The sequence below is a fragment of the Xanthomonas cassavae CFBP 4642 genome, assembly GCF_000454545.1.
Lineage (GTDB): Bacteria > Pseudomonadota > Gammaproteobacteria > Xanthomonadales > Xanthomonadaceae > Xanthomonas > Xanthomonas cassavae.
Genome location: NZ_CM002139.1, coordinates 271,352 through 291,084 on the forward strand (window position 1 = coordinate 271,352; position 19,733 = coordinate 291,084).

The window sequence follows — 19,733 nt, forward strand, 5'->3', positions numbered from 1 at the left end:
CGATGCAAGGCGTCCGGGTGCAGGCCCGATGCGGGTTCGAGCGGTTGACGGGCAGGACGCGCATTTGCAGGAGCGCGCCGCGGTGCCGGTGCCCGCGAAGGTGGCGCGAACGCGTGCCTGCGCGATCCGGCACAATGCAGGCACGCATGCACGCCACGTCCGCGCCCGATTTCCGTCTTTATCCATCCAATGCGCTGGATACCCTGGCTGCCCTGCTGGCGCAGGAGCTGCGCCGGCCGGTGCCCGGGCAGCCGGTGTTGCAGCCGGAGGTCGTGCTGATTCCGCAGGTGGCGATGCGGCGCTGGCTGCAGTCCACGCTGGCCGCCGAGCATGGGGTGGCGGCGAATCTGGAATTCCTGACCCCCGGCGAATTCGTGGCGCGCGCGCTGGAGCGCAACCTCGGCCCGGCCGACGACGATCTGGAGATGGCCACCACCCAGTGGCGGCTGTACGCCGCGCTGCAGGCCGATCTGGGCAGCGATGCGGCACTGTCGCCACTGGCTGGCTATCTGTCCGATGGCGATGCGCTCAAGCCCTGGGCGCTGGCCGGCGAGTTGGGCAGCGTGTTCGAGAAGTACCAGGCCTGGCGCCGCGACTGGTTGCTGCGTTGGGAAGGCGGCGCCGATGCCGACGACCCGCAGGCGCGGCTGTGGCGCAGCATCGCCACCGGCCGGCAATACCGCGCGCGCCGCATCGGCCAGTACCTGGATCGCCATGCGCGCGCCGACGGCCCGCTGCCGCAGGGCTTGCCGGCGCGGCTGTTTGCCTTCGCCATCCTCAATATCTCGCCCGACGTGTTGCGCGTGCTGGCCACGCAGGCGCGCGTGGGCACGTTGCATTTCTATCTGCCCACGCCCACGCAGGGGTATTGGGGCGATCTGCAAACCCTGTGGCAACGCCGCCGCGAGGGTGGGGCGGCGGCGTTGTTCGCCGACCAGGTGCAGGAAAACCCGCTGCTGCAGGCCTGGGGCGCGGCCGGCCGTGACTTCATGGCCCTGATCGGCGATTACGAAGTGGTGCACCCGCTGGCCGAAATCGCCGCCTATGCCGATCCGCTGGAGTCCGGCCGCCGCCCGCTCGCCGACGGCGGCCTGGGCGACAGCCTGTTGCGGCGCATGCAGAGCGACCTGTTCCATCGCCGCGCCCCGGCGGTGCCGGCCGCATTGCCGGCGGTGAATCGGCATGACCCCAGTCTGCAGGTGCACGCCTGCCACACGCGCCTGCGCGAGCTGCAGGTGCTGCACGATCAGCTACGCGCATTGCTGGACGATGCGCGCTTCGAACCGCCGCTGCAGCCGCGCCAGATCGCGGTGCTGTCGCCGGACATCGACCCGTACGTGCCGTATCTGGACGCAGTGTTCGGCAGCCATGGCAGTGACGACGCATTGCCTTATGCCTTGGCCGACGCCAGCCCGCTGGCGAGCGAGCCGCTGGCCGAGGTGTTTCTCACCCTGCTGAAGCTGCCGATCGCACGCTTCGGCCTGCACGAAATCCTGGACCTGATCGCCAGCGCGCCGATCGCCGAAGCCGCCGGGCTGGACGAGGCCGGGCTGGAACGCCTGCGCGGCTGGCTGCATGCTGCCGGCGCACGCTGGGGTCTGGATGCGGCGCATCGGCGCCAGCACCAGGCACCGGGCGACGATGCCTACACCTGGCGCTTCGCGCTGGACCGGCTGCTGCTTGGCCATGCCAGTGGTGCCGACGACGATATCGACGGCGTGGCGCCGTGGCCGCAGCTGGAAGGCAGCGCACTGGCTGCGCTGGACACGCTGCTGCGCCTGCTGCGCGTGCTAGAGCGGCACCAGGCCGCACTGGCCGAGGCGCTGCCGCCGGCCAGCTGGCGCGAGCGCCTGCTGGAGCTGCTGGATGCGCTGATTCCCACCGCGCCCTCGGCCCCGCGTGCGCAGCGCGCACTGGACCGGCTGCGTAGCCTCATCGACCAGTTCGCCCGCGATGCGCAGCGCGCGCAGTATCCCGGCAGCGTGCCGGCCGAGGTGGTGCGTGCGCACTTTGCCGCGGTGCTGGGCGAATCGGACACGCGCGCACCGCTGCTCACCGGCGGCATCAGCTTCGGGCGCATGGTGCCGATGCGCCTGCTGCCATTCCGGGTGATCTGCCTGCTGGGCATGAACGATGGCGACTTTCCGCGCCGCGACCCGGCGGCCGGGCTCAACCGCCTCACCGCCGAACTGGGTACCGAGCGCCGCCGCCACGGCGACCGCTCCACCCGCGAGGACGACCGCTTTTTGTTCCTGCAATTGTTCGCCTCCGCACAGGACGTGTTCTACCTGAGCTATCTCGGCGCCGATGCGCGCGATGGCAGGCCGCGCGAGCCCTCGGTGCTGGTCAGCGAATTGCTGACCACCGCGGCGCACTACCACGCCGCCGCCGATGCCGCCGGTACCTTGGTGGTGCAGCACCCGCTGCAGCCGTTCGCCGCGGCCGCCTTCGGTGCGCAGAGCGAAGCGGGCAAGGACCCGCGCCGTTTCAGCTATCGCCGGCAATGGCGCCCGGCAGTGGACAGCCTCACCGGCCAGCGCCAGCCGCTGGCGCCGTGGCTGGCTGGCGCGCTGCCGGCCGACGCCGGCGGATTGCCGGGCAGCGTGTCCATCGACGAGTTGCGCCGGCTGTTCGGCGACCCGGCCGGGCAGTTCCTGCGCCATCGTTTGGGCATGCGCCTGCCCGATCCGGCCAGCGAAGACAGCGATCTGGAACCGCTGCTCGCACCCACGCGCGGGCTGGATCACTACGGCTTGCAGCAACAGGTGTTCCAAGCCGCAGTGGCCGATGACGTGGACGGGCTGTACGAACGTCTGCGCGCGCGCGCGTTGCTGCCGTCCGGCCCGCTGGGACGGCGCCAGCTCGACGAGCGGCTGGCGCAATTGCGGCCATATGCGCAGGCCTTCCGGCAGTGGCGTGGCGACACCGACCCGCAGTCGCAGCGGCTGCAGGTGCAGATCGGCGATGTCGCGTTGCATGGCCGCGTGCCCGGCTGGTATGCGCACGGCGTGGGGCGCGTGCAGGTGGGCGCGCTCACCGGGCGCAATGCGATTGGCCACGGGCTGGAATGGTTGCTGCTGCGCGCCGCCGGCGAACAGGTGCCGTATGTGCGTTTCTTCGAGCACGACGACGGCCTGGGCCCGCATCCCATCGATGCGCAACCGCTGGCACCGGCACAGGCGCAGGCCGCGCTGGGCGAGCTGCTGCAGCTGTATCGACAAGGCCTGCAGGCACCGCTGCCGTTCGCGCCCTATAGCAGCTGGAAATACCACCAGGCCGCGCGCAGCGACGACCTGGACAAGGCCATCAAGGACGCGGCGGGGCAGTGGCAGGCCAGCTTCGGTTGGAGCGAATCGCAGAGCCCGGAGCTGCGCCTGGTCAACCGTGGCCGCGACCCGTTCGCCGATGCGCAGCGGTTCAGCGCGTTCGCCAGCACCAGCCATCGGCTCTACGACCTGCTGGAACGCGCCAACACCGACGCAATGCTGGATCCGCAGCGCGTGATCGAAAGCTGGCGGCACTGGCATGGCGCGCAGGACGATGGCGAATGAGCGCGCCCACCGCGACCGACCCGTATCTGCAGCTGCCGCTGGACGGCGTGCGCCTGATCGAAGCCAGCGCCGGCACCGGCAAGACCTTCACCCTGGCCACGTTGTTCACCCGGCTGGTGGTCGAGCGCGGCCTGCGCATCGGCCAGATCCTGGCGGTGACCTTTACCGAGGCCGCCACCCAGGAACTGCGCCGACGCATCCGCGAGCGCCTGGTGCTGGCCGCCACGCTGGTGCCCGATGCGCCATCCACCATCGTAGGAGCGCACCCGGGCGCGACCGACCTCGCCGACGACCCGTCGCGGCCAGGTCCGCTCCTACAAGAGCCGCCCGACGTCCTGCTCACCCGCGCCATCCTCACCGCGCACCTGGCCGCCGGCACCGAGACCCCGGCCACGCTGCGCCGCCGCCTGCAGCAGGCGGTGGAAGAAATCGACCTGGCCGCGGTGTTCACCATCCACGGTTTCTGCGCGCGCGTGCTGCGCGAACACGCACTGGAAAGCGGCCAGGCCTTCGCCGCCCCGCAGCTGCTCGCCAACGACCGCGAACTGCTGGGCGAAGTGGCCGCCGACCTGTGGCGCCAGCGCGCCGCTGACGCGGTGGTGGCCGAAGACCTGATCGCCCTGTGGTCCGCTGGCCCGCTGGCGCTGGTCACGGATCTGCGTGCCTTGCTGCGCCACACCACGCTGCTGCCGGCGGCCTGCGCCGACACCGACGATGCCGCCGCCTTGCTGCAGGCCGTGCATGCTGCCGGCCATGTCCTGGCGGCTGCCTTCCAGACCCATGGCACGGCGTTTTTCGAAACCCTCATGGCTGCCATCGACGGCGGCGTGCTGAGCAAGGTCAGCTACAAACCCGACTGGCTCACTGCGCTGTGGCACTGGTTCGACGCCTTCGCCGCGGCACCGTCGCAGGACAGCACGCCGCATCCCAAGCTGGTCAAGTTGACCGCGACCGAACTGGCCGCGGGCACCAACAAGAAGTTCGTCGATCGCACGCCGGCCTCGCCGCTGAGCCACGCCATCGATGGCTATCTCACCGCGCTGGCCCGTGTCGAGCAATGGCGGACACGTCGCCGCATCCGCCTGCTGCACGCGCTGCGCGAGGACGCCATCGCCCGGCTCGCGCTGCTCAAGCGCCAGCGCCGCGTGCAGACCTACGACGACCTGGTCGATGGCGTGGCGCACGCGCTGGAAGGCCCGCAGGCCGACGCCCTGGTCAGGCGCCTGCGCGCGCAGTACGCCATCGCGCTGGTGGACGAATTCCAGGACACCGACGACCGCCAGTGGGCGATCTTTTCCAACGTGTTCGGCAACGGCCCGCTCGCGCAGGCGGCCGGCTTTGCGCCGTCGCTGTTCTTGATCGGCGACCCCAAGCAGGCCATCTACGGCTTCCGCGGTGGCGACGTGCACACCTATCTGGCGGCGGCGGTCAGCGCCGAACTGGCGCCACCGCTGAGCCACAACTTCCGCTCGCGCCCCGGCGTGCTGGCGGCGATCGATGCGCTGTACGCGCAGGCCGGCTACACCGATGCCTTCCTCACCGACGGCATCGCCTTCCACCCGGTGCAGCCGGGCACCAAGCGCCTGGACACCGACCTGCAACGCGCGGGCGCCACCGCCCCGGCGCTGACGCTGTGGCGCGCGCCCGAACCGCCGCCGCCCGCCGCGCCAGCGGCAAAAACCAGGCAAGCCGGAAAGCCCAAGCCCTGGAGCGCCGGCCGCGCCCGCGAACTGGCCACCGCTGCCTGCGTGGCCGCGATCCGCGGCTGGCTGGCCGCCGGCCGCGACGGCACCGCCATCATCAACGCACGTCCGGTGCAGGCCGGCGACATCGCGGTGCTGGTGCGCAGCCATGGCGAGGCCACCCGCATCCAGCAGGCGCTGGGCGCGGTGGGCATTGCTGCGGTGGCCGCCGGCAAGCAAAGCCTGTTCGCCACCGACCAAGCGCTGGAACTGCTGGCGCTGCTGCAGGCCTTGCTCGACCCGGGCGACGACAGCCGCCTGCGCGCCGCACTGGCCACGGTGCTGATCGGGCAGGACGCCATCGCCATCGCCACGCTGGAACACGACGGCGAGCGGCATCGCCGCTGGCAGCAGCAGGCGCTGGACTGGCGCGAGCGTTGGCAACGCGGCGGCCCGCTGGCGCTGATCGGCGAACTCGGCGCCGCGCACGGGCAGCGCCTGCTGGCCCTGGTCGATGGCGAACGTCGCCTCACCAATTACCTGCAACTGGCCGAACTGCTGCAGGAGGCCGACGCGCGCGCGCTCGGCCCGCATGGCCTGGTCGACTGGCTGGCGCGCCGCATCGCCAATGCCGACGACAACGACGAAGCCCAGCAATTGCGGCTGGAATCGGACGCACGCCGCATGCAGATCGTCACCCTGCACAAGAGCAAGGGCCTGGAATATCCGCTGGTGTTCCTGCCGTACATCGGCATCGGCCGCGGCGACAAGGGCGCCGGCCGCCATTGCGTGGTGCACGCACCGGAGACCGGTCGCCAGCTGCACTGGAACGTAAAGGAAGACCCCGCCTGGAGCGCCGCCGAAGCGGCCTGGAAGCAGGAACAACGCGCCGAAGACGCGCGCCTGCTGTATGTCGGCCTGACCCGCGCCGAGCATGCGCTGTGGATCGCCAGCGGCAGCTTCCACCAGCACGAACGCACGCCGTTGGCCGGCATGCTGCGTGCGCTCGATGCGCTGCAGGGTGCGGCCGGCCAGGGCGTGGTGGTGGTCGACACCGCCACCCCGCTGCCCGAGCTGCCACGCCTGCCGCCACCGCCCGAGGCGCAGGTGCCGCCTGCGCGCATCCCGCAGCGGCACATCGCCCCGGAATGGTGGGTCTACAGCTTCACCCAGCTGGCCAACGCCGATGCCGGCGCCGCCACCGACCCGATGGCCAGCGCCACCGTGGTGGGCAGTGGCGGTACCGACGAACCGGCCGCCAGCGACGCCGCGGCAGCGGTCACCGAGGCAGAGCCGTTCGATCCGCGCTTTGCCGGCAACCGCTTCGGTGTGGTGATGCACGACGTGTTCGAGCGTTGCGACTTCGCCGCCTGGCAGCACTGGCGCCCCGGCGCGCCGGCGCCCGAGGGCCAGGCCGCCCCGATCACCGAAGCCCTGCAACGCGGCGGCTACGCGCAGGACGAGCTCGATGACGGCCTGCGCATGCTCACTGCACTGATCGGCAACACCCTCACCGTGATCCTGCCCGAAGGCACCGCCCTGGCCGCCGTGCCCGAGCCGCAGCGCCGCAACGAAATGGAATTCCACTTCGCCATGCAGCCCACCCGCGTGGACGCGCTGCTGGCGCTGTTGCACCGCTTCGAGGTGGTCGGCGACCGCCAGGCCTTCGGCGCACGCCAGCGCCTGGAAGGCCTGATGACCGGCCTGATCGATCTGACCTACACCGTCGACGGCCGCTGGTACGTGCTGGACTACAAATCCAACCGCCTGCCCAGCTACGAACCCGACGCGCTGGCCCGCGTCATGGCGCATAGCGAGTACACCCTGCAGGCACTGATCTACACCGTGGCGCTGCACCGCTGGCTGCGCTTCCGCCTGGGCGAGGCCTACGACTACGCCCGCGACTTCGGCGGCGTGCGCTACCTGTTCTGCCGCGGCCTGGATGCGGGACGCCAGTGCATGGACGAGGCCGTGCCCGACCCCATACACGTACCGGTCGCCGGGGCCGACTCCACACGCGACGAGGCGTCCGCGCCCGGCATCCACGCCTGGCGCTTCGACCCGGCGCTGGTTCAGGCCCTGGATGCTCTGTTCGCCGGCAAGCCTCTAGATCCCGATTCCAGCGACGCCCCAAAGTCTCCCTCCTCCCAGGAGAGCGACGCCAAAAAGCCCCTCTCCCCCCGGGACCTCGGTCCCCTTCAAGGAGAGAGGGGTTGGGGTGAGGGTCCGTCCGCCCCGGGAACCCCCACCCCATGACCCACCCAACCCTGCTCACCGCCCTCAACCAGGCCAGTGCCCTGCGCACGCTGGACCTGGCCTTCGCGCAAAGCCTGCAGCGCCTCGCCCCGGACACCGACCCGCGGGTCCTGGCCGGCGCCGCGCTCGCCTCGCTAGCCGTCACCAGCGGCCACGCCGGTCTGGACCCGGCCCGCGCCGCGATGCTGCTGGACCCGCGCGATGGCCCCCCGTCCACGCTGCCGGACCCCGCCGACTGGCAACGCGCACTCGCCGCCTCGCGCTGGGTCGACCAACCCGCGCCCGACCAACCTGCCGCCGCGGACTGCCCGCTGGTGCTCGAACACGGCCTGCTCTACCTGCGCCGCTACCGCGAGTACGAACGCCGCCTGGCCCTGGGACTGCGCCGCATCGCCGCGCAACCCATGCCCGCGTTCGACGCCACCGCGCTGGCACCGCTGTTCGCGCAGTTGTTCCCGAACGCGACCCAGACCCCTCTCCCCCCGGGAGAGGGTGCCCGAAGGGCGGGTGAGGGCACGGGCCTGCCCGAGCCATCCCTCCACCAAGAAGGAACAAACCCGCCCACGCCATCCCACGTCCCAGACCGCCAGGCCCAGGCCGCTGCGCTGGCCCTGCGCCGCGCGCTGCTGCTGGTCACCGGCGGCCCCGGTACCGGCAAGACCACCACCATCGCCCGCATGCTGCTGCTGCGCATCGCCCAGGCCGCCGGCACAGCGCCGCCCCGCATCGCCCTGGCCGCGCCCACCGGCCGCGCCGCCGAGCGCATGGCCGAGAGCCTGCGCCTGGCCGTGGCCCGCGCCATGGAGCAAGGCCCGCCGCCTCCCTCCGCCGCACCGACTCCGGACACGTCCCGTCTCCCGCCTACCGGACTGCACGCAGACGTTTCCCCTCTCCCGCCTGCGGGAGAGGGTGCCCGCAGGGCGGGTGAGGGCAGCGCCCCCACCGACCCATCCTGGACCACCGCCCTCCCCACCGGCGCCAGCACCCTGCATCGCCTGCTCGGCGTCATCCCCGACGCCCCGCAGTTCCGCCACACCGCCGACAACCCGCTGCCGTTCGACCTGATCGTGGTCGACGAAGCCTCCATGGTCGACCTGCCGCTGATGTGCAAGCTGGTCGAAGCCGTCGCCGACGGCACCCAGCTCATCTTGCTCGGCGACGCCGACCAGCTGCCCTCGGTGGAAGCCGGCGACGTGCTCGCCGCCATCCTGCAGGCGGCCGGCCCCGGCGATGCGCTGCAGCCGGATGACGCCCACGCCCTGCAACCGCTGCTCGGCAGCCCGCCTGCCGCCACGCCCGCGCCTGCGCACACCGGCGGGCTCACCGGCCACCGCGTGCACCTGCTGCGCGGTTACCGCCAGGCAGACGAGTTCGCACTCGCCCCACTGGCCGATGCCATCCGCGCCGGCGACGCCGACACCACGCTCGCGCTGCTGCGCAGCGGCGAGCTGGCCGGCGTGCATTTCCACGAAGACGGCGACGACCCGCTCAGCGACGACCGCGACGCACTGCTCGCCCACTGGCGCGCGCTGGCCGACGCCACCGACCCGGCCACCGCCCTGCGTGACGCCGGGCGCCTGCGCCTGCTCACCGCCGTGCGCGCCGGCCCGCAGGGCGCGCGCGGCCTCAACGCGCGGATCGAACACCTGCTGGCCGACACCGGCGCCGGCACACGCCGCCTTGGCACCGGCTCGCCCTGGTTCCAGGGCCGCCTGCTGCTGATCACCGAAAACAGCTACCGCCACGGCCTGTTCAACGGCGATGTCGGCATCTGTTTGCGAAGCGAAGCGAGTCCCTTTCCGGGGCGAAGCGAAGCCACTCCCTTCTCCGGGCACAGCGAAGCCCATCCGTCTTCGCAACCAGGCGCAGCGGATTCCTCAGTGGAGCGAAGCGCCGCAGGCGCCGCGACCCATCGCGGCAACCAAGCGCCCTCGTCCCGGCCAAGCCAACCTGGCGGCAACTCTTACCGCGACGCCACCGGTGCCGACCGCCGTGCACAAGGCCCGTTGATCGCCTGGTTCGACGGCGACGGCGACGGCCAGGTGCGCGGCTTCCACCCCGCCACCTTGCCGGCCCACGAAAGCGCCTTCGCCATGACCGTGCACAAGGCCCAGGGCAGCGAATTCGACACCGTGTGGCTGCAGCTGCCCACCCGCGACGCCCGCGTGCTCAGCCGCGAACTGCTCTACACCGGCATCACCCGCGCCCGCCGCGCCCTGCACCTGGCCGGCAGCGAAGCGGTCATCCGCGCCGCACTGGCGCGCCACGCCGCGCGGATCTCGGGGCTGGCGTGGAGGTTGGGTGCTAACGAACTGGAGCCGAGTTCGGTGCCGGCGCCGGTTCCCGAGCCGCCCGCAACGGCCCCGGTGCAAGGCGCGTTGTTCTGATCGAAACCAGCCGACACCCGCGCCTGGCCGGCAGAGCAACCGCCATGCAGTCATGACGGTTTGCGTCATATAACGAAATCCGTTATGGTCAAGCCATGATCAGGAGCTTTATCGACAAGGAAGCCGAAAAGATCTGGTTGGGTGAGCGCTCCCGCCGGTTGCCGGCCGACATCCAGCCGGTGGCGCGCCGCAAGTTGCGCATGCTCAACGCTGCCGCGCACCTCGACGATCTGCGCATTCCACCCGCCAACCGGCTGGAAGCGTTGAAGGGCGAGCGGCGCGGTCGGTACAGCATCCGGATCAACGAACAGTGGCGCATCTGCTTTCGATGGAGGGAAGGCGATGTCGCCGAGGTCGAAATCGTCGATTACCACTGAGCCCAGACATCTGTCCATGACGGTCCTACCCAACATCCACCCTGGCGAAATCTTGCTTGAAGAGTTTCTCGAGCCATTGGGCATCAGCCAGAATGCGCTGGCCCGCGTAACCGGCGTGCCGCCGCGCCGCATCAATGAAATCGTACTGGGCAAGCGCGGTGTCACCGCCGACACCGCCGTGCGCCTGGCTGCAGCGTTGGGAACCAGCGAGCGCTTCTGGCTGGGCCTGCAAGCCGATTACGAACTTGAACAAGCGCATCGCGCGCTGGGCGACCTGCCGTCACGGATCACGCGGTTGGTGGCTTGAGTTGGGAGGCCCCCATCGCTACGTGGATCGTGGGCTATAACCTGCCGGCCAAACGCACCATCAGATCCATGCGCTCATGCAGGATCGCCACGATCAGTGCCGGAGCGCGCTCACGCGGCAGGCAGAAGATGTGATGGTGCATGCAATGCGACATCCGCAATGCGGGGTACAGCGCGCTCAGATCCTTGAAAGTGCATTCCCCTGCTGCGAGACGGGCGATGCCCTGTTCCAGGTCTGCTATGTACCGGCGAACCTGCTCCTGGCCCCAGCGTGCCGAGGTGTAGCGGATGATCCCGCGCAGATCGGCTTCGGCTGCGTCGGTAAGGACGTAGCCGTGCATCAACCGCGACTGCCCTCGGCCAATTCTTCATCCAGGATGGTGCTGATGCTCTTGGTAGAAACCTCGCCGGCAAGGCCTTCCTCGACACGTGCCCCAAGCAGGCTTTTCAACTCCTGCCACGCTTGATCGGCGTTTACGTCGCCCGGAAAGAGACGTTCGAGTGCGTACTGCTTGATGGTCTTGCCCTGCAGGGCCGCCAGCGCCTTGAGGCTCTGATGCTGCTGATCGCTTAGGTCGATGGTCAAACGGCTCATAAGCAGCTCCGAAGTCCGCACAAACCCACATTAGCACAGCCGGTTAGCCGGCTCGTTGATCGGTCTAAAGCAGCGTTTAGCGGGCTACCGCAGGTCATGCCGGCGGTGATTGGGAGACTCCGAGAGGCCGAGTTATGACGCCAGCGCTCAGCCAGTAGTAGAACATCCAATAAAACGTCCAAAAGCCGCGAGGTCAGGCGATTCACCTGACCTCGTTCGCCATCTGGCAGGCCCGGGCGGCTTACTTGCCCTTCTTTTCCTGCTTGGCCGCGCGCTTTTCTTTCAGCGTCTTGGTCGGCTCTTTCTTCTGGTTCTTCTTCTGGTCCATCCCCTTGCTCATGACACCCTCGTAGTTGCTGGATTGATTGGGCTGGCAGCGCCATGACCCCGGCGTGCCTGCGCACTGTAAGGCTTGTGTGCCATGGAAGGCAGAGGGGATTGCAGGCCAGGGCGACGGGCGGCGCGGCCGGCCACCGCCTCAGCGCGGCGCCAGCAGCCTGGCCAGCGTATCGGGCCGGTCGGCACGCCGCTGCAGCCTGGGGTAACGCAGCGGCCCTGTGTACGCAATCGCCACGTCTGCATGGTGGTCGTCCTGGGCAATGCCCAGCACGATGGGGCGATGCGTCGAGCCGCGCACCGCATCGCGCAAGGTCTGCGGGTTGAACCGCGCGCCGTTGACGGTGAGCAGGCGCGTGCCTGGCCGCAGCCCGGCCGCGAACGCGGGGCCATTCCAGGCCACCGTGCGGACCATGCCATCGGCGCGCACAGCCAATCCGATCGAATAGCTGAGATCGGACACGCCTGCCTCATTCTCGCTGGCCCGGAACGCTGCTGTCGGCGTGTCCGTGTAGACCAGTGCCCAGCCGTGCTGGGTCAGGCCGCGCGTGGTGTCTAGTTCGTCGTGCGCATCGATCCATCCCCGCAGGAAACCCGCCCAGTCGGCAGGCGCCACCGCGTTCAACGCAGCGCAGATGTCGTCGAACGTGTAGGTGCGCGTGGGCGCGTCCGGCGTGGCGCCGGCAAAGAAGCCGCGTGCGAAATCATCAAGGCCGCGATCGCCGCCGCTGCGCGCGCGAAGCTCGGCGTCCACCGCCAGCCACAGCATCACGCCTTCGGCGTAGTAATCGCGCCGGCGCTGCCAGTCGCGCCACGGCACCGGCTGGCGCAGCATGAAGGCCGGGTAGTGGACGTCGTCAGACAGGGGCCGCCATGCCCGTCCGGGCCGCTGCGCGATCTCCGCCGCTTCGATGGCCAGGCGGTCGCGCACCTCATCGGCACTGAACTGGCCGGCGCGCGTGGCCAGCACCCGTCCCCAGAACTCGGTCTGTCCTTCGTACATCCACAACAGGCTGCCGGAGACCGGCACGTTCGGGGTCGGTGCCCATAGGTCGGCCGGGGTCCGATAGAACCCGTTCCAGGCGTGCACGATCTCGTGTGCGATCAGGTCGCGATACAGCAGCTGCTCCGGCCATTGCTGGAAGTGCGACAACGCCAACCCGTTCTCGCTGGACGCGCGATGCTCGGTGCCGCCGGACGACCCCTCGTCGCTCAGCCGTGCCAGGATCGCGTAGCGGGCGAACGGCGGCGGGCCGAACACCGCGCGCAGTTGCGCGACCAGAGCCTGCAACTCCGCTACCCGCGCGGGCGGGATGTGCAGGTCGCCCGGCCGCAACGCCACCACGTCGAGCGACACGGCGCCGGCCCCGGCGGCGGACAATGGCAGCTGCGCGGTATGGCGGCCGGCCAGCACCGGCGCGTCCAGCAGCGTTTCCAGCGATGTCGTCCTGAAGCGATAGCGCGCGCCCTGTGCATGCTCCACGTCCAGCGCACTGAACGGCCGCAACCCCCCGGGCAGGGTGAGCGTGGCGGCCACCGGAATGTTCCGTGCATACCACCCGGCCGGGTAGAGCAGCAGGCGCTGCCACGGCACGGACACGATGTCGCGCGTGAGCAGGTCGCCGCCGGCCACCATCTGGAACTGCACATCGACTGCCCGCGTCCCGGCCGGCAGCTCCACGTGGAAGGCATGCGGCTCGTAAGCATCGCGTCGCCACTTCAAACGGCGGCCCGCCGCACTGACCTGCAGGCCGGCCAGATCGGTGACGGTCAGGCTAGGCCCATGGCTGGCAGCCTCCCACCGCGGATACAGCAGCGTGGCCGTGGCACCCGGCGCGACCGGCACCCGCTGCTGCACGTTGAAGATGCGCCGCGCCACATCGGAGGCGTCCACGCGCACTTCCATCACTCCGTCAAACGGACGATCCACCGGCGGCGGCACAGCGACCGACGGGGCCAGATACACCGGGCCGGCGCTGGATTGGGCAAATGCCGCAATCGCAACAACGGCAAGCACAACCGACAGCAGCACGGTGCCCGGGAAGCGGATCGTCATCGAGTCTCTTGGATGGTGCGGAACACGCACCGGCAATGAAAGGGCGTGATCCTATACCGGCTGCACCAGGTGCTGATGTTGTTCAGTGCAGGCCGCAGGTTCAGTCCGCTATGAAATGTCCGGTTGCCGGTCGTTGCCGGTTGTCGGTTGCCGCGCGCAGCTTGGCGCACTCATTGCCGCCTCACATCCACATTTCGCTAAGAAGAAAGCAGGTGGATGACCGCTTACGCGCGCACGCACCACCCGGCGCAACCGCGGCCTGTCTTCGACAGAAACGACAAGGCCCGCAGTGCGGGCCTTGTCGTGACGCGCTTACTTGGTTTGCACGCGCTGGTACTGCTCGCCGCCGGTGTTGAGGTGGCCGTTGGTCTCGTCGATGACGAAGTTCGCCGTCTCCCCGTCATTGGTGACCTGCAGCGCCCCGTCCTTGTACACCGCCGGGTAGCTCTCGGTCTTGGGCTGGCGGCTGAAGAACTTCGGCGTGGTGCTCCGGACCATGAAGGTCTCGCCATTACGCTCGATGTCCATCGTCTCTTCCTGCGTCTGCACATTGACCCAGTGCCCAACGAACTTCTCGCCCTCCACCTTGGCGCAACCGCTTACCAACAATGCCGCGGCCAGCGCGGTGCCCATCCACTTCATCATCGTGCGTTCTCCAGTTGAGGCTGCGGCGAGCATGGCGGGCGGGACATGTAGAAGAGGTCAAGGCCAAAAAGGAATTGCCAACTTTCTCCCAACATTTGCAGAACTTACTGGTGTCACGTGCTCGTAATAACCGATTCAATAAAACGAGATCCTTTCTCATCTCCAAATATGGCCCAGTCCGAGTAAACAAAAGCTTTCTCGCGATCAGTCATGATCTCGTTTTAAATATTTCCCTGCTTTTCTCGGGCGAACCAATCAGGTAGTGCGCGCATCCCTTTGCATCCTCACTATCAGATTTCTCGATTAGATCGCTAAGTCGTCTTTTTGTAACGGCCTCATTTCTTCTCTGTCTACTCAATTCATAATTAATAATTAATTCTGGGTGGTGTATGCTCCAATTGACACTTGGCGGTCTCAACTTGCAAGTGCAACACGTGAGTTGAATTGAGCGATCTCTTCTTCCAGCGCCTGGTTCGGCGTCTTCCAGCCAAGCGTCTGCCGTGGCCGGGCGTTCATCAGGTCGGCGACGTTGTTGAGATACTCCTGGCTCGCCTTGGACAAGTCCGCGCCTTTTGGCATGAACTGGCGCAGCAGGCCGTTGGTGTTCTCATTGCTGCCGCGCTGCCAGGGCGCATGTGGATCGGCGAACCAAAGATCGATGTTGAGCCGCTTCATCAGCTCTGGATAACACGTCATCTCGGTTCCGCGGTCATAGGTGAGGCTTCCCAGTAGGAAACGCGGCAGCTTCTTCATCTGTCGCGTGAAGCCCTCCAGCGCATCCTGTGCAGTACAGCCATCCATCTTGCACAGCACCACAAAGCGCGTCTTTCGCTCCACCAGCGTGCCTACGCACGAGCGGTTGAAAGCCCCTTTGATCAGGTCGCCTTCCCAGTGCCCAGGAATCAAGCGCTGCGCCACCTCTTCAGGCCGATGGACGATACGCAGCTCCTCCGGCACCCACGTGCGCTTGGCAGCGGTTGTACGGCGCAAGCCTCGCGTCGGCTTGTGCTGACGAAGCGCCTCCACAAGCTCTTTCTTCAAACCACCACGCGGATGCGCGTAGATAGCGGCGTAGATTGTTTCGTGACTCACGCGTTGACTTGGATCATCCGGATGCATGGCCTTGAGCTTGGCAGCAATTTGCTGGGGCGACCAACGATACAGAACCAAGTCGTCACGCACCTGCTGAAAGAGCGCACTGCCTTCAACAAGCCGGCGCCTTCGAACGCACGCTCTGCGGCGCAGCCGATAGTTGCTGGCTGCGCTGGTTGCCGCATAGACAGGTTCGCCCTGTCGCCTTATCTCGCGCGACAGGGTGGACGCACTGCGATTGAGTCGCCTTGCAATGGAGTTGATGCTCATTCCGTTACCGAGTTCAATTTGAAGCAAAGCGCGTTCTTCGGAACCCAGGTGCCTGTACTGTGTGCCCATGCCGCTACCCTACGTCAAGGCGGGGTGTTGCACTTGGAAGTTGAGTCTAAGCAGTTAACCGTAGTTTCCATCTAGCATGTACGAGCACCCCAACTGGGGCGATGTGTCAGATTGTTGTGATGTGAGAATATGAATAATCAGATACAAACCAATAATTCATTCGCCATCCGGTCCTTTCTTTCGCTCGTCGGCGGAGTGGTTCTACTGCAGGTTGGAAACCTCATGGGGAAGGGATCCTCGTACCAACTAAATTGGTACTACATTGCCCTATGCGCTCTTTATGCATTGGTTCCGATTGCCATCCTTCGAGCTATCCAGCGCCGCCCCAGTTTTTCCAGGCGGCTATACTCCATGATCCTAAGTGCATCAGCGCTAGTAGCAATTGCGGGTGGAATAGCTCTTTCGCTGCTCCCTCTGCCCAGCCCCTAACCACTCAGCACGCGCTGAGTGGGTATTTTGCCCCCAACTGATGCAGGCGTGAGCCTGCGTCAGTTCCTGCTGACTATGCCCACCCGCGCGGGGGATCGAAGAAGGCGCTGGAGGGCGCCCAGCTCGCAGTTAAGTAGGTGCGCTCGCGGTAGCGGCTGCCAGACGCGCATCGAGGCGGCAGGTCCCACTGGTGCACGACGACTGCCGCCAATCGGAGCGAGCGCAAGAGCCTGCTTCGGTGCGCCCGCTCCGGGGCCTCAACGCACCTTGTACAACACCGCCGCACCGGGCCGCGGTTCGAACATCGGCACGGTCTGCTGCTTGAGCGCGGAGCCCTTGGCGTCCCACACCAGCGTTTCGACCGGGTAGTCGTCCTTGCGGGTCATTGCGCCGATCTGCTGGACAATCACGGTCTTGGCGGCAGGCACTTCAGGGTTCCAGGCGAACACGCCAAGGCGACCGTAGAACACTGCCGGCGCAGCCGCGTCCAGGCGGCGGTCGGGGCACATCACCAGGCCACGTTCCAGCATCACGCGCAGCGCGCCCACGGGCACGGCCTTGACGGTGGGCGAAGTGCGGTCGGTGCTGTGACCAGGGCAGACATTGGCCGAGCGGGTGATCATGTCCTCTGCCACCTGCCGGTCGGACTGGGCCAGTGCCGGCAGTGCGGCGGTGGACAGGGCAAGCAAGGCAAGAGCGGATTTCCAGGGCATCTGACAACTCCTCATGAGATGGCACTCCAATGACGACAGCCGGGCAGGGCGGCTGCCGACGACGCGCCCGGATGCTAGCAAGCGCTTCGTTAAATCCCGTCGAGGCGATGGCCGCAGCAGGTAGCGAACGTCGACACCGGCACCGGGCATCGGCACCTGGTGCGTGCGCACCGCCGGAATGCCCCACGCTTGTGGAGCTGTGCAGTGCCCAGGTCGTCTCTGGCGTCATCGCGCCCGGGATATCGACGGCTGGCCCACTTGTGCGCGCCCGGCCGCTTGCCTGAGGCAGCGATTGGACGGCATCCCGCGCGACTGTCGTCGGGCAGATGCCCACCGCGTCATGGCCGCGCACGACAACCGCCGCTGACCTGTTTAGCGGCTGTCGGGAGACTCCCGATTGAGCGCCGGCAGCGCCACCGCTAGCGTGCGCGCAAGACACTGCCGGATCACCCATGGAACGCGCCGACCTCATCGCCTCACTGCTCACCGGTATGCGCCGGGCCGAAGCCTTGCGTGCGCAGCCGTCCAGCTACAGCACCGCGCACAGCGAGCAGATGAGCGTGGAACACGGCAAGGCCGCCGACGCGGAACTGGTGCTGTCAATGTTCAAGTTCACCCCGGAGCATCTCAAGCTGCTGGGCAGTGACGGGATCGAGGCGCTGGGTGAAATCGTGTGCCACGCCTGGGCACTGCACGGCGGCAACAACGAGAGCCTGATCCGCTGGTTCCGCGAACCGATGAACGCGCTGGATGGCCAGACGCCGGCCGCCATGGTGCGCGCCGGTCGCCTCAAGGTGCTGCTGCTGGTGCTCAGGCAACAGATGGAGTGGGAGTTGCCGAAGCGCTCGGCGTGAGCAGCCCGCGCCCGGCGAGCATGCGCGCGCTGCTGGCCGCGATGCCTTGTCGTAACGTGCAGTGCACCGCCTGGCATGGCACCGCGCGTTCGCGCTGTGCGCGGCCACGTCGCCTGCGCCGCCATTGACCTTCGACAGCTGCAACAGGACGGTCTTGGCCGCGTGCGCCGGCAGCCGCCGGGATGCGCAAACACGCGTCCGAGCCATCGCGTGCACGACCTGTGTGGCAATTGCAGGCCGTTCCGCGCAGCTACGCAGTCACTGCTTCGGGCGCGCCACCGCGTACATCTCCCAGGCGATCTTCCTCATCAAGGCGTCGTTGTCGTCGCCTTCGGCGTACAGGTCGAAGTGGGTGCGGCCTTCCAGGTAGCGGAAGTCGCTCCTGGCGCCCAGGCCGTCCAGCACCGCCTGGAATTTGCGCGCCGCGCCATCCAGGTAGAACGTGTCGGCGGTGCCAACGATCAGGTGGATCTTGCCGTCCAGGTCGGGTTTGAGCGTTGGCCACTGCGCGGCGACCCGGGCAGAAATGTCGTAGTGCGTGCGCCAATAAGCCACCACGGCCGGGTCCACCTTGCCGCTGTCGCGATCGAACATCGGCAGCGGGCGGCCATCTGCGCCGCGCGGGGAGAACACCCAGTCGAACGAGGTGAACTGGCCGCCGTACGGGCCCAGCACGCGTTCGAGTTTGACGAAGGTCTCCAGATCGGCCACCACCTTGTCGTGGTCGCGGATCAACGGCACCTGGCTGCCGTCGGCGCGCCGGTACATGTTGGCATTGGGTGCGTACAGATCCGGCCCGGTGAAGTCATGGAAGTCGCTGGAATCGGGCGATGTGGACCAGGCGCCGCCGAACAGCGTGGGGTAGCGGGTCTGCAGCCACAGCGTGGCCCAGCCGCCGGAGGAATGCCCGTTGAGGAAGCGGCCGCTGGCCTTGCCGTCCATCCGGTAGTCGCGTTCCAGCGCAGGGATCAGCTCCTGGGTCAGCGCCGTGCCCCAGGGGCCGTTGTTGACCGAATCGGCGAATTCATGGGTACCGGTAGGCGTGGACTGGTCCAGGAAGACCCAGATCATCGGCGGCATCTGCTTGGCTGCCATCGCGCTCCAGGCGCTGGCAATGCTGCCGGCAAAGCGGTTGTAGTTGCTGCCGAAGCCGTCGGTGATATAGACGGTGGGATAGCGCGTGGTGGCCTTGGCATCGTAGCCGGGTGGCGTCAGCACGCGGGCGCGCAGCGAGACCGGCCGGCCCCAGAACGCGCTCAATGCCGGGCTCACCATCGAGGCATCGGCACTGTGCAGCCTGGCCTCGGGCACGGCATCGCGTACGGCTCGCGGCGCGCGCGGCGAGACCTGCCACGGGTCGTCCGAGGCCGGCAGCCGGGTGCTGAGGGTGAGCGCAGGCAGCGGCGTCTTCTTGTCCAGCGTCACCGCGGTGACCACGCTCAGCAGATCGCCGCCATCGCGGCCGAGATAGCCGTAGCTGTGGTCCGGATCCAGCACCGCCTGAAACAGGTAGTCGCCGGCCGGCAGCGCGGAGAACCCGCTGGGGAAGGCGATGTTGTCCAGGTCGATCTGCACGCTGCCGCCCGGCACGAGCCCGGTCACCTCCTGCGCCGCCACCGCGGTGGCGCTGGGGCGGAACGGGTTGGCGTCCACCGCATCCACCTTGCCGTCCTTACTGCCTTGCTTGGCCTCGGCCTGGGCATCCTTGGCAAGCGTGGCGAACACCAGCAGCCGGCCGGAGGTGGGCTGGTCGGTGGCGCCGCCCAGGGTGACACGCAGCAGGCGATGGGCAGCCACCGGCTCGGCAGCGTGCGCAGCGCAGGCGCACAGCAGGCCAACGGCCAGAGCCACACGCGGAGCAAGACGATGTAGGAACATGCAAATCCTTGGAGACGCAGGTGGGTGGAGTGGGCGCAGATGGCCCTGCACAGACGGTAGCCAGTTCCGGTTGGCCGCGCGCCGCAAGGTGCGAGATCTGGTTGCCGTAGCCGAGCTGTGTGCGGTTGGAACCCCGGCGGGCAGCGTGTGGGCCGCTTTTATTTTCACAGCAGCAACCGCCTTCACTTCGAAACTAAAGTGGGCGTTAGTTTTAGCTCAGTCAACCGCTAACCAATG

The 19,733-nt window shown here is 67.9% G+C and carries 13 protein-coding genes; 6 read left to right on the top strand and 7 right to left on the bottom strand.

The window, feature by feature from the left end; all coding sequences use genetic code 11:
• Window positions 1-146 precede the first annotated feature (146 nt).
• From recC to XCSCFBP4642_RS0101200, 5 genes are all read left to right on the top strand, one after another.
• The gene (gene recC, locus XCSCFBP4642_RS0101180) at window positions 147-3,551 is read left to right on the top strand and encodes an exodeoxyribonuclease V subunit gamma (RefSeq protein ID WP_029218177.1); all 3,405 of its coding nucleotides are present in this window, start codon (window positions 147-149) and stop codon (window positions 3,549-3,551) included.
• Window positions 3,548-7,489, top strand: a complete 3,942-nt coding sequence (gene recB, locus XCSCFBP4642_RS0101185; protein WP_029218178.1) for an exodeoxyribonuclease V subunit beta — start codon at window positions 3,548-3,550, stop codon at window positions 7,487-7,489. The genes recC and recB overlap by 4 nt, the downstream gene beginning before the upstream one ends.
• A complete protein-coding gene (locus tag XCSCFBP4642_RS0101190; RefSeq protein WP_029218179.1) occupies window positions 7,486-9,876 on the top strand; it encodes an AAA family ATPase in 2,391 nt (796 codons plus the stop codon). The genes recB and XCSCFBP4642_RS0101190 overlap by 4 nt, the downstream gene beginning before the upstream one ends.
• Before the next feature lie 95 nt (window positions 9,877-9,971).
• A complete protein-coding gene (locus XCSCFBP4642_RS0101195; RefSeq protein ID WP_029218180.1) occupies window positions 9,972-10,253 on the top strand; it encodes a type II toxin-antitoxin system RelE/ParE family toxin in 282 nt (93 codons plus the stop codon).
• Between the two features lie 16 nt (window positions 10,254-10,269).
• On the top strand, window positions 10,270-10,560 hold the full coding sequence (locus XCSCFBP4642_RS0101200) for a HigA family addiction module antitoxin (RefSeq protein WP_029218181.1): 291 nt from the start codon (window positions 10,270-10,272) through the stop codon (window positions 10,558-10,560).
• Between the two features lie 34 nt (window positions 10,561-10,594).
• Here XCSCFBP4642_RS0101200 and XCSCFBP4642_RS0101205 read toward each other — a convergent pair whose 3' ends face one another.
• The 6 genes from XCSCFBP4642_RS0101205 to XCSCFBP4642_RS0101235 all read right to left on the bottom strand — a co-directional run bounded on the left by XCSCFBP4642_RS0101205 (window position 10,595) and on the right by XCSCFBP4642_RS0101235 (window position 16,764).
• Window positions 10,595-10,900: a type II toxin-antitoxin system RelE/ParE family toxin gene (locus XCSCFBP4642_RS0101205; protein ID WP_029218182.1), complete on the bottom strand. Its 306-nt coding sequence runs from the start codon at window positions 10,898-10,900 to the stop codon at window positions 10,595-10,597.
• On the bottom strand, window positions 10,900-11,154 hold the full coding sequence (locus tag XCSCFBP4642_RS0101210) for an antitoxin (RefSeq protein WP_029218183.1): 255 nt from the start codon (window positions 11,152-11,154) through the stop codon (window positions 10,900-10,902). Before XCSCFBP4642_RS0101210 ends, XCSCFBP4642_RS0101205 begins: the two co-directional genes overlap by 1 nt.
• 478 nt (window positions 11,155-11,632) lie before the next feature.
• Window positions 11,633-13,546: a M61 family metallopeptidase gene (locus XCSCFBP4642_RS0101220; protein WP_033897871.1), complete on the bottom strand. Its 1,914-nt coding sequence runs from the start codon at window positions 13,544-13,546 to the stop codon at window positions 11,633-11,635.
• A gap of 312 nt (window positions 13,547-13,858) precedes the next feature.
• The gene (locus XCSCFBP4642_RS0101225; RefSeq protein WP_029218185.1) at window positions 13,859-14,191 is read right to left on the bottom strand and encodes a hypothetical protein; all 333 of its coding nucleotides are present in this window, start codon (window positions 14,189-14,191) and stop codon (window positions 13,859-13,861) included.
• Window positions 14,192-14,605: 414 nt separating this feature from the next.
• Entirely contained in the window at window positions 14,606-15,622 is a 1,017-nt protein-coding gene (locus XCSCFBP4642_RS0101230; RefSeq protein WP_029218148.1) for an IS30 family transposase, read from the bottom strand.
• Window positions 15,623-16,308: 686 nt separating this feature from the next.
• Complete coding sequence (locus XCSCFBP4642_RS0101235; protein WP_033897872.1) at window positions 16,309-16,764, bottom strand: hypothetical protein; 456 nt, start codon at window positions 16,762-16,764, stop codon at window positions 16,309-16,311.
• Window positions 16,765-17,216: 452 nt separating this feature from the next.
• Here XCSCFBP4642_RS0101235 and XCSCFBP4642_RS0101240 point away from each other — a divergent pair, with 452 nt between their 5' ends.
• Window positions 17,217-17,618, top strand: coding sequence for an antitoxin Xre/MbcA/ParS toxin-binding domain-containing protein (locus XCSCFBP4642_RS0101240; protein ID WP_029218187.1), 402 nt, complete (start codon window positions 17,217-17,219; stop codon window positions 17,616-17,618).
• 258 nt (window positions 17,619-17,876) lie between these two features.
• On the opposite strand, the gene XCSCFBP4642_RS0101245 is transcribed toward XCSCFBP4642_RS0101240, so the two are convergent.
• Window positions 17,877-19,496 carry an alpha/beta hydrolase gene (locus XCSCFBP4642_RS0101245; RefSeq protein ID WP_029218188.1) on the bottom strand — a complete coding sequence of 540 codons (1,620 nt, stop codon included), beginning with the start codon at window positions 19,494-19,496 and terminating at the stop codon, window positions 17,877-17,879.
• Window positions 19,497-19,733 lie beyond the last annotated feature (237 nt).

What these genes read in the sequence shown, in the direction of transcription:
- recC (WP_029218177.1), top strand. Translation starts at nt 147, where the DNA reads ATGCACGCCACGTCCGCGCCCGATTTCCGTCTTTATCCATCCAATGCG.
- recB (WP_029218178.1), top strand. Translation starts at nt 3,548, where the DNA reads ATGAGCGCGCCCACCGCGACCGACCCGTATCTGCAGCTGCCGCTGGAC.
- XCSCFBP4642_RS0101190 (WP_029218179.1), top strand. Translation starts at nt 7,486, where the DNA reads ATGACCCACCCAACCCTGCTCACCGCCCTCAACCAGGCCAGTGCCCTG.
- XCSCFBP4642_RS0101195 (WP_029218180.1), top strand. Translation starts at nt 9,972, where the DNA reads ATGATCAGGAGCTTTATCGACAAGGAAGCCGAAAAGATCTGGTTGGGT.
- XCSCFBP4642_RS0101200 (WP_029218181.1), top strand. Translation starts at nt 10,270, where the DNA reads ATGACGGTCCTACCCAACATCCACCCTGGCGAAATCTTGCTTGAAGAG.
- XCSCFBP4642_RS0101205 (WP_029218182.1), bottom strand. Translation starts at nt 10,900, where the DNA reads ATGCACGGCTACGTCCTTACCGACGCAGCCGAAGCCGATCTGCGCGGG.
- XCSCFBP4642_RS0101210 (WP_029218183.1), bottom strand. Translation starts at nt 11,154, where the DNA reads ATGAGCCGTTTGACCATCGACCTAAGCGATCAGCAGCATCAGAGCCTC.
- XCSCFBP4642_RS0101220 (WP_033897871.1), bottom strand. Translation starts at nt 13,546, where the DNA reads ATGACGATCCGCTTCCCGGGCACCGTGCTGCTGTCGGTTGTGCTTGCC.
- XCSCFBP4642_RS0101225 (WP_029218185.1), bottom strand. Translation starts at nt 14,191, where the DNA reads ATGATGAAGTGGATGGGCACCGCGCTGGCCGCGGCATTGTTGGTAAGC.
- XCSCFBP4642_RS0101230 (WP_029218148.1), bottom strand. Translation starts at nt 15,622, where the DNA reads ATGGGCACACAGTACAGGCACCTGGGTTCCGAAGAACGCGCTTTGCTT.
- XCSCFBP4642_RS0101235 (WP_033897872.1), bottom strand. Translation starts at nt 16,764, where the DNA reads ATGCCCTGGAAATCCGCTCTTGCCTTGCTTGCCCTGTCCACCGCCGCA.
- XCSCFBP4642_RS0101240 (WP_029218187.1), top strand. Translation starts at nt 17,217, where the DNA reads ATGGAACGCGCCGACCTCATCGCCTCACTGCTCACCGGTATGCGCCGG.
- XCSCFBP4642_RS0101245 (WP_029218188.1), bottom strand. Translation starts at nt 19,496, where the DNA reads ATGTTCCTACATCGTCTTGCTCCGCGTGTGGCTCTGGCCGTTGGCCTG.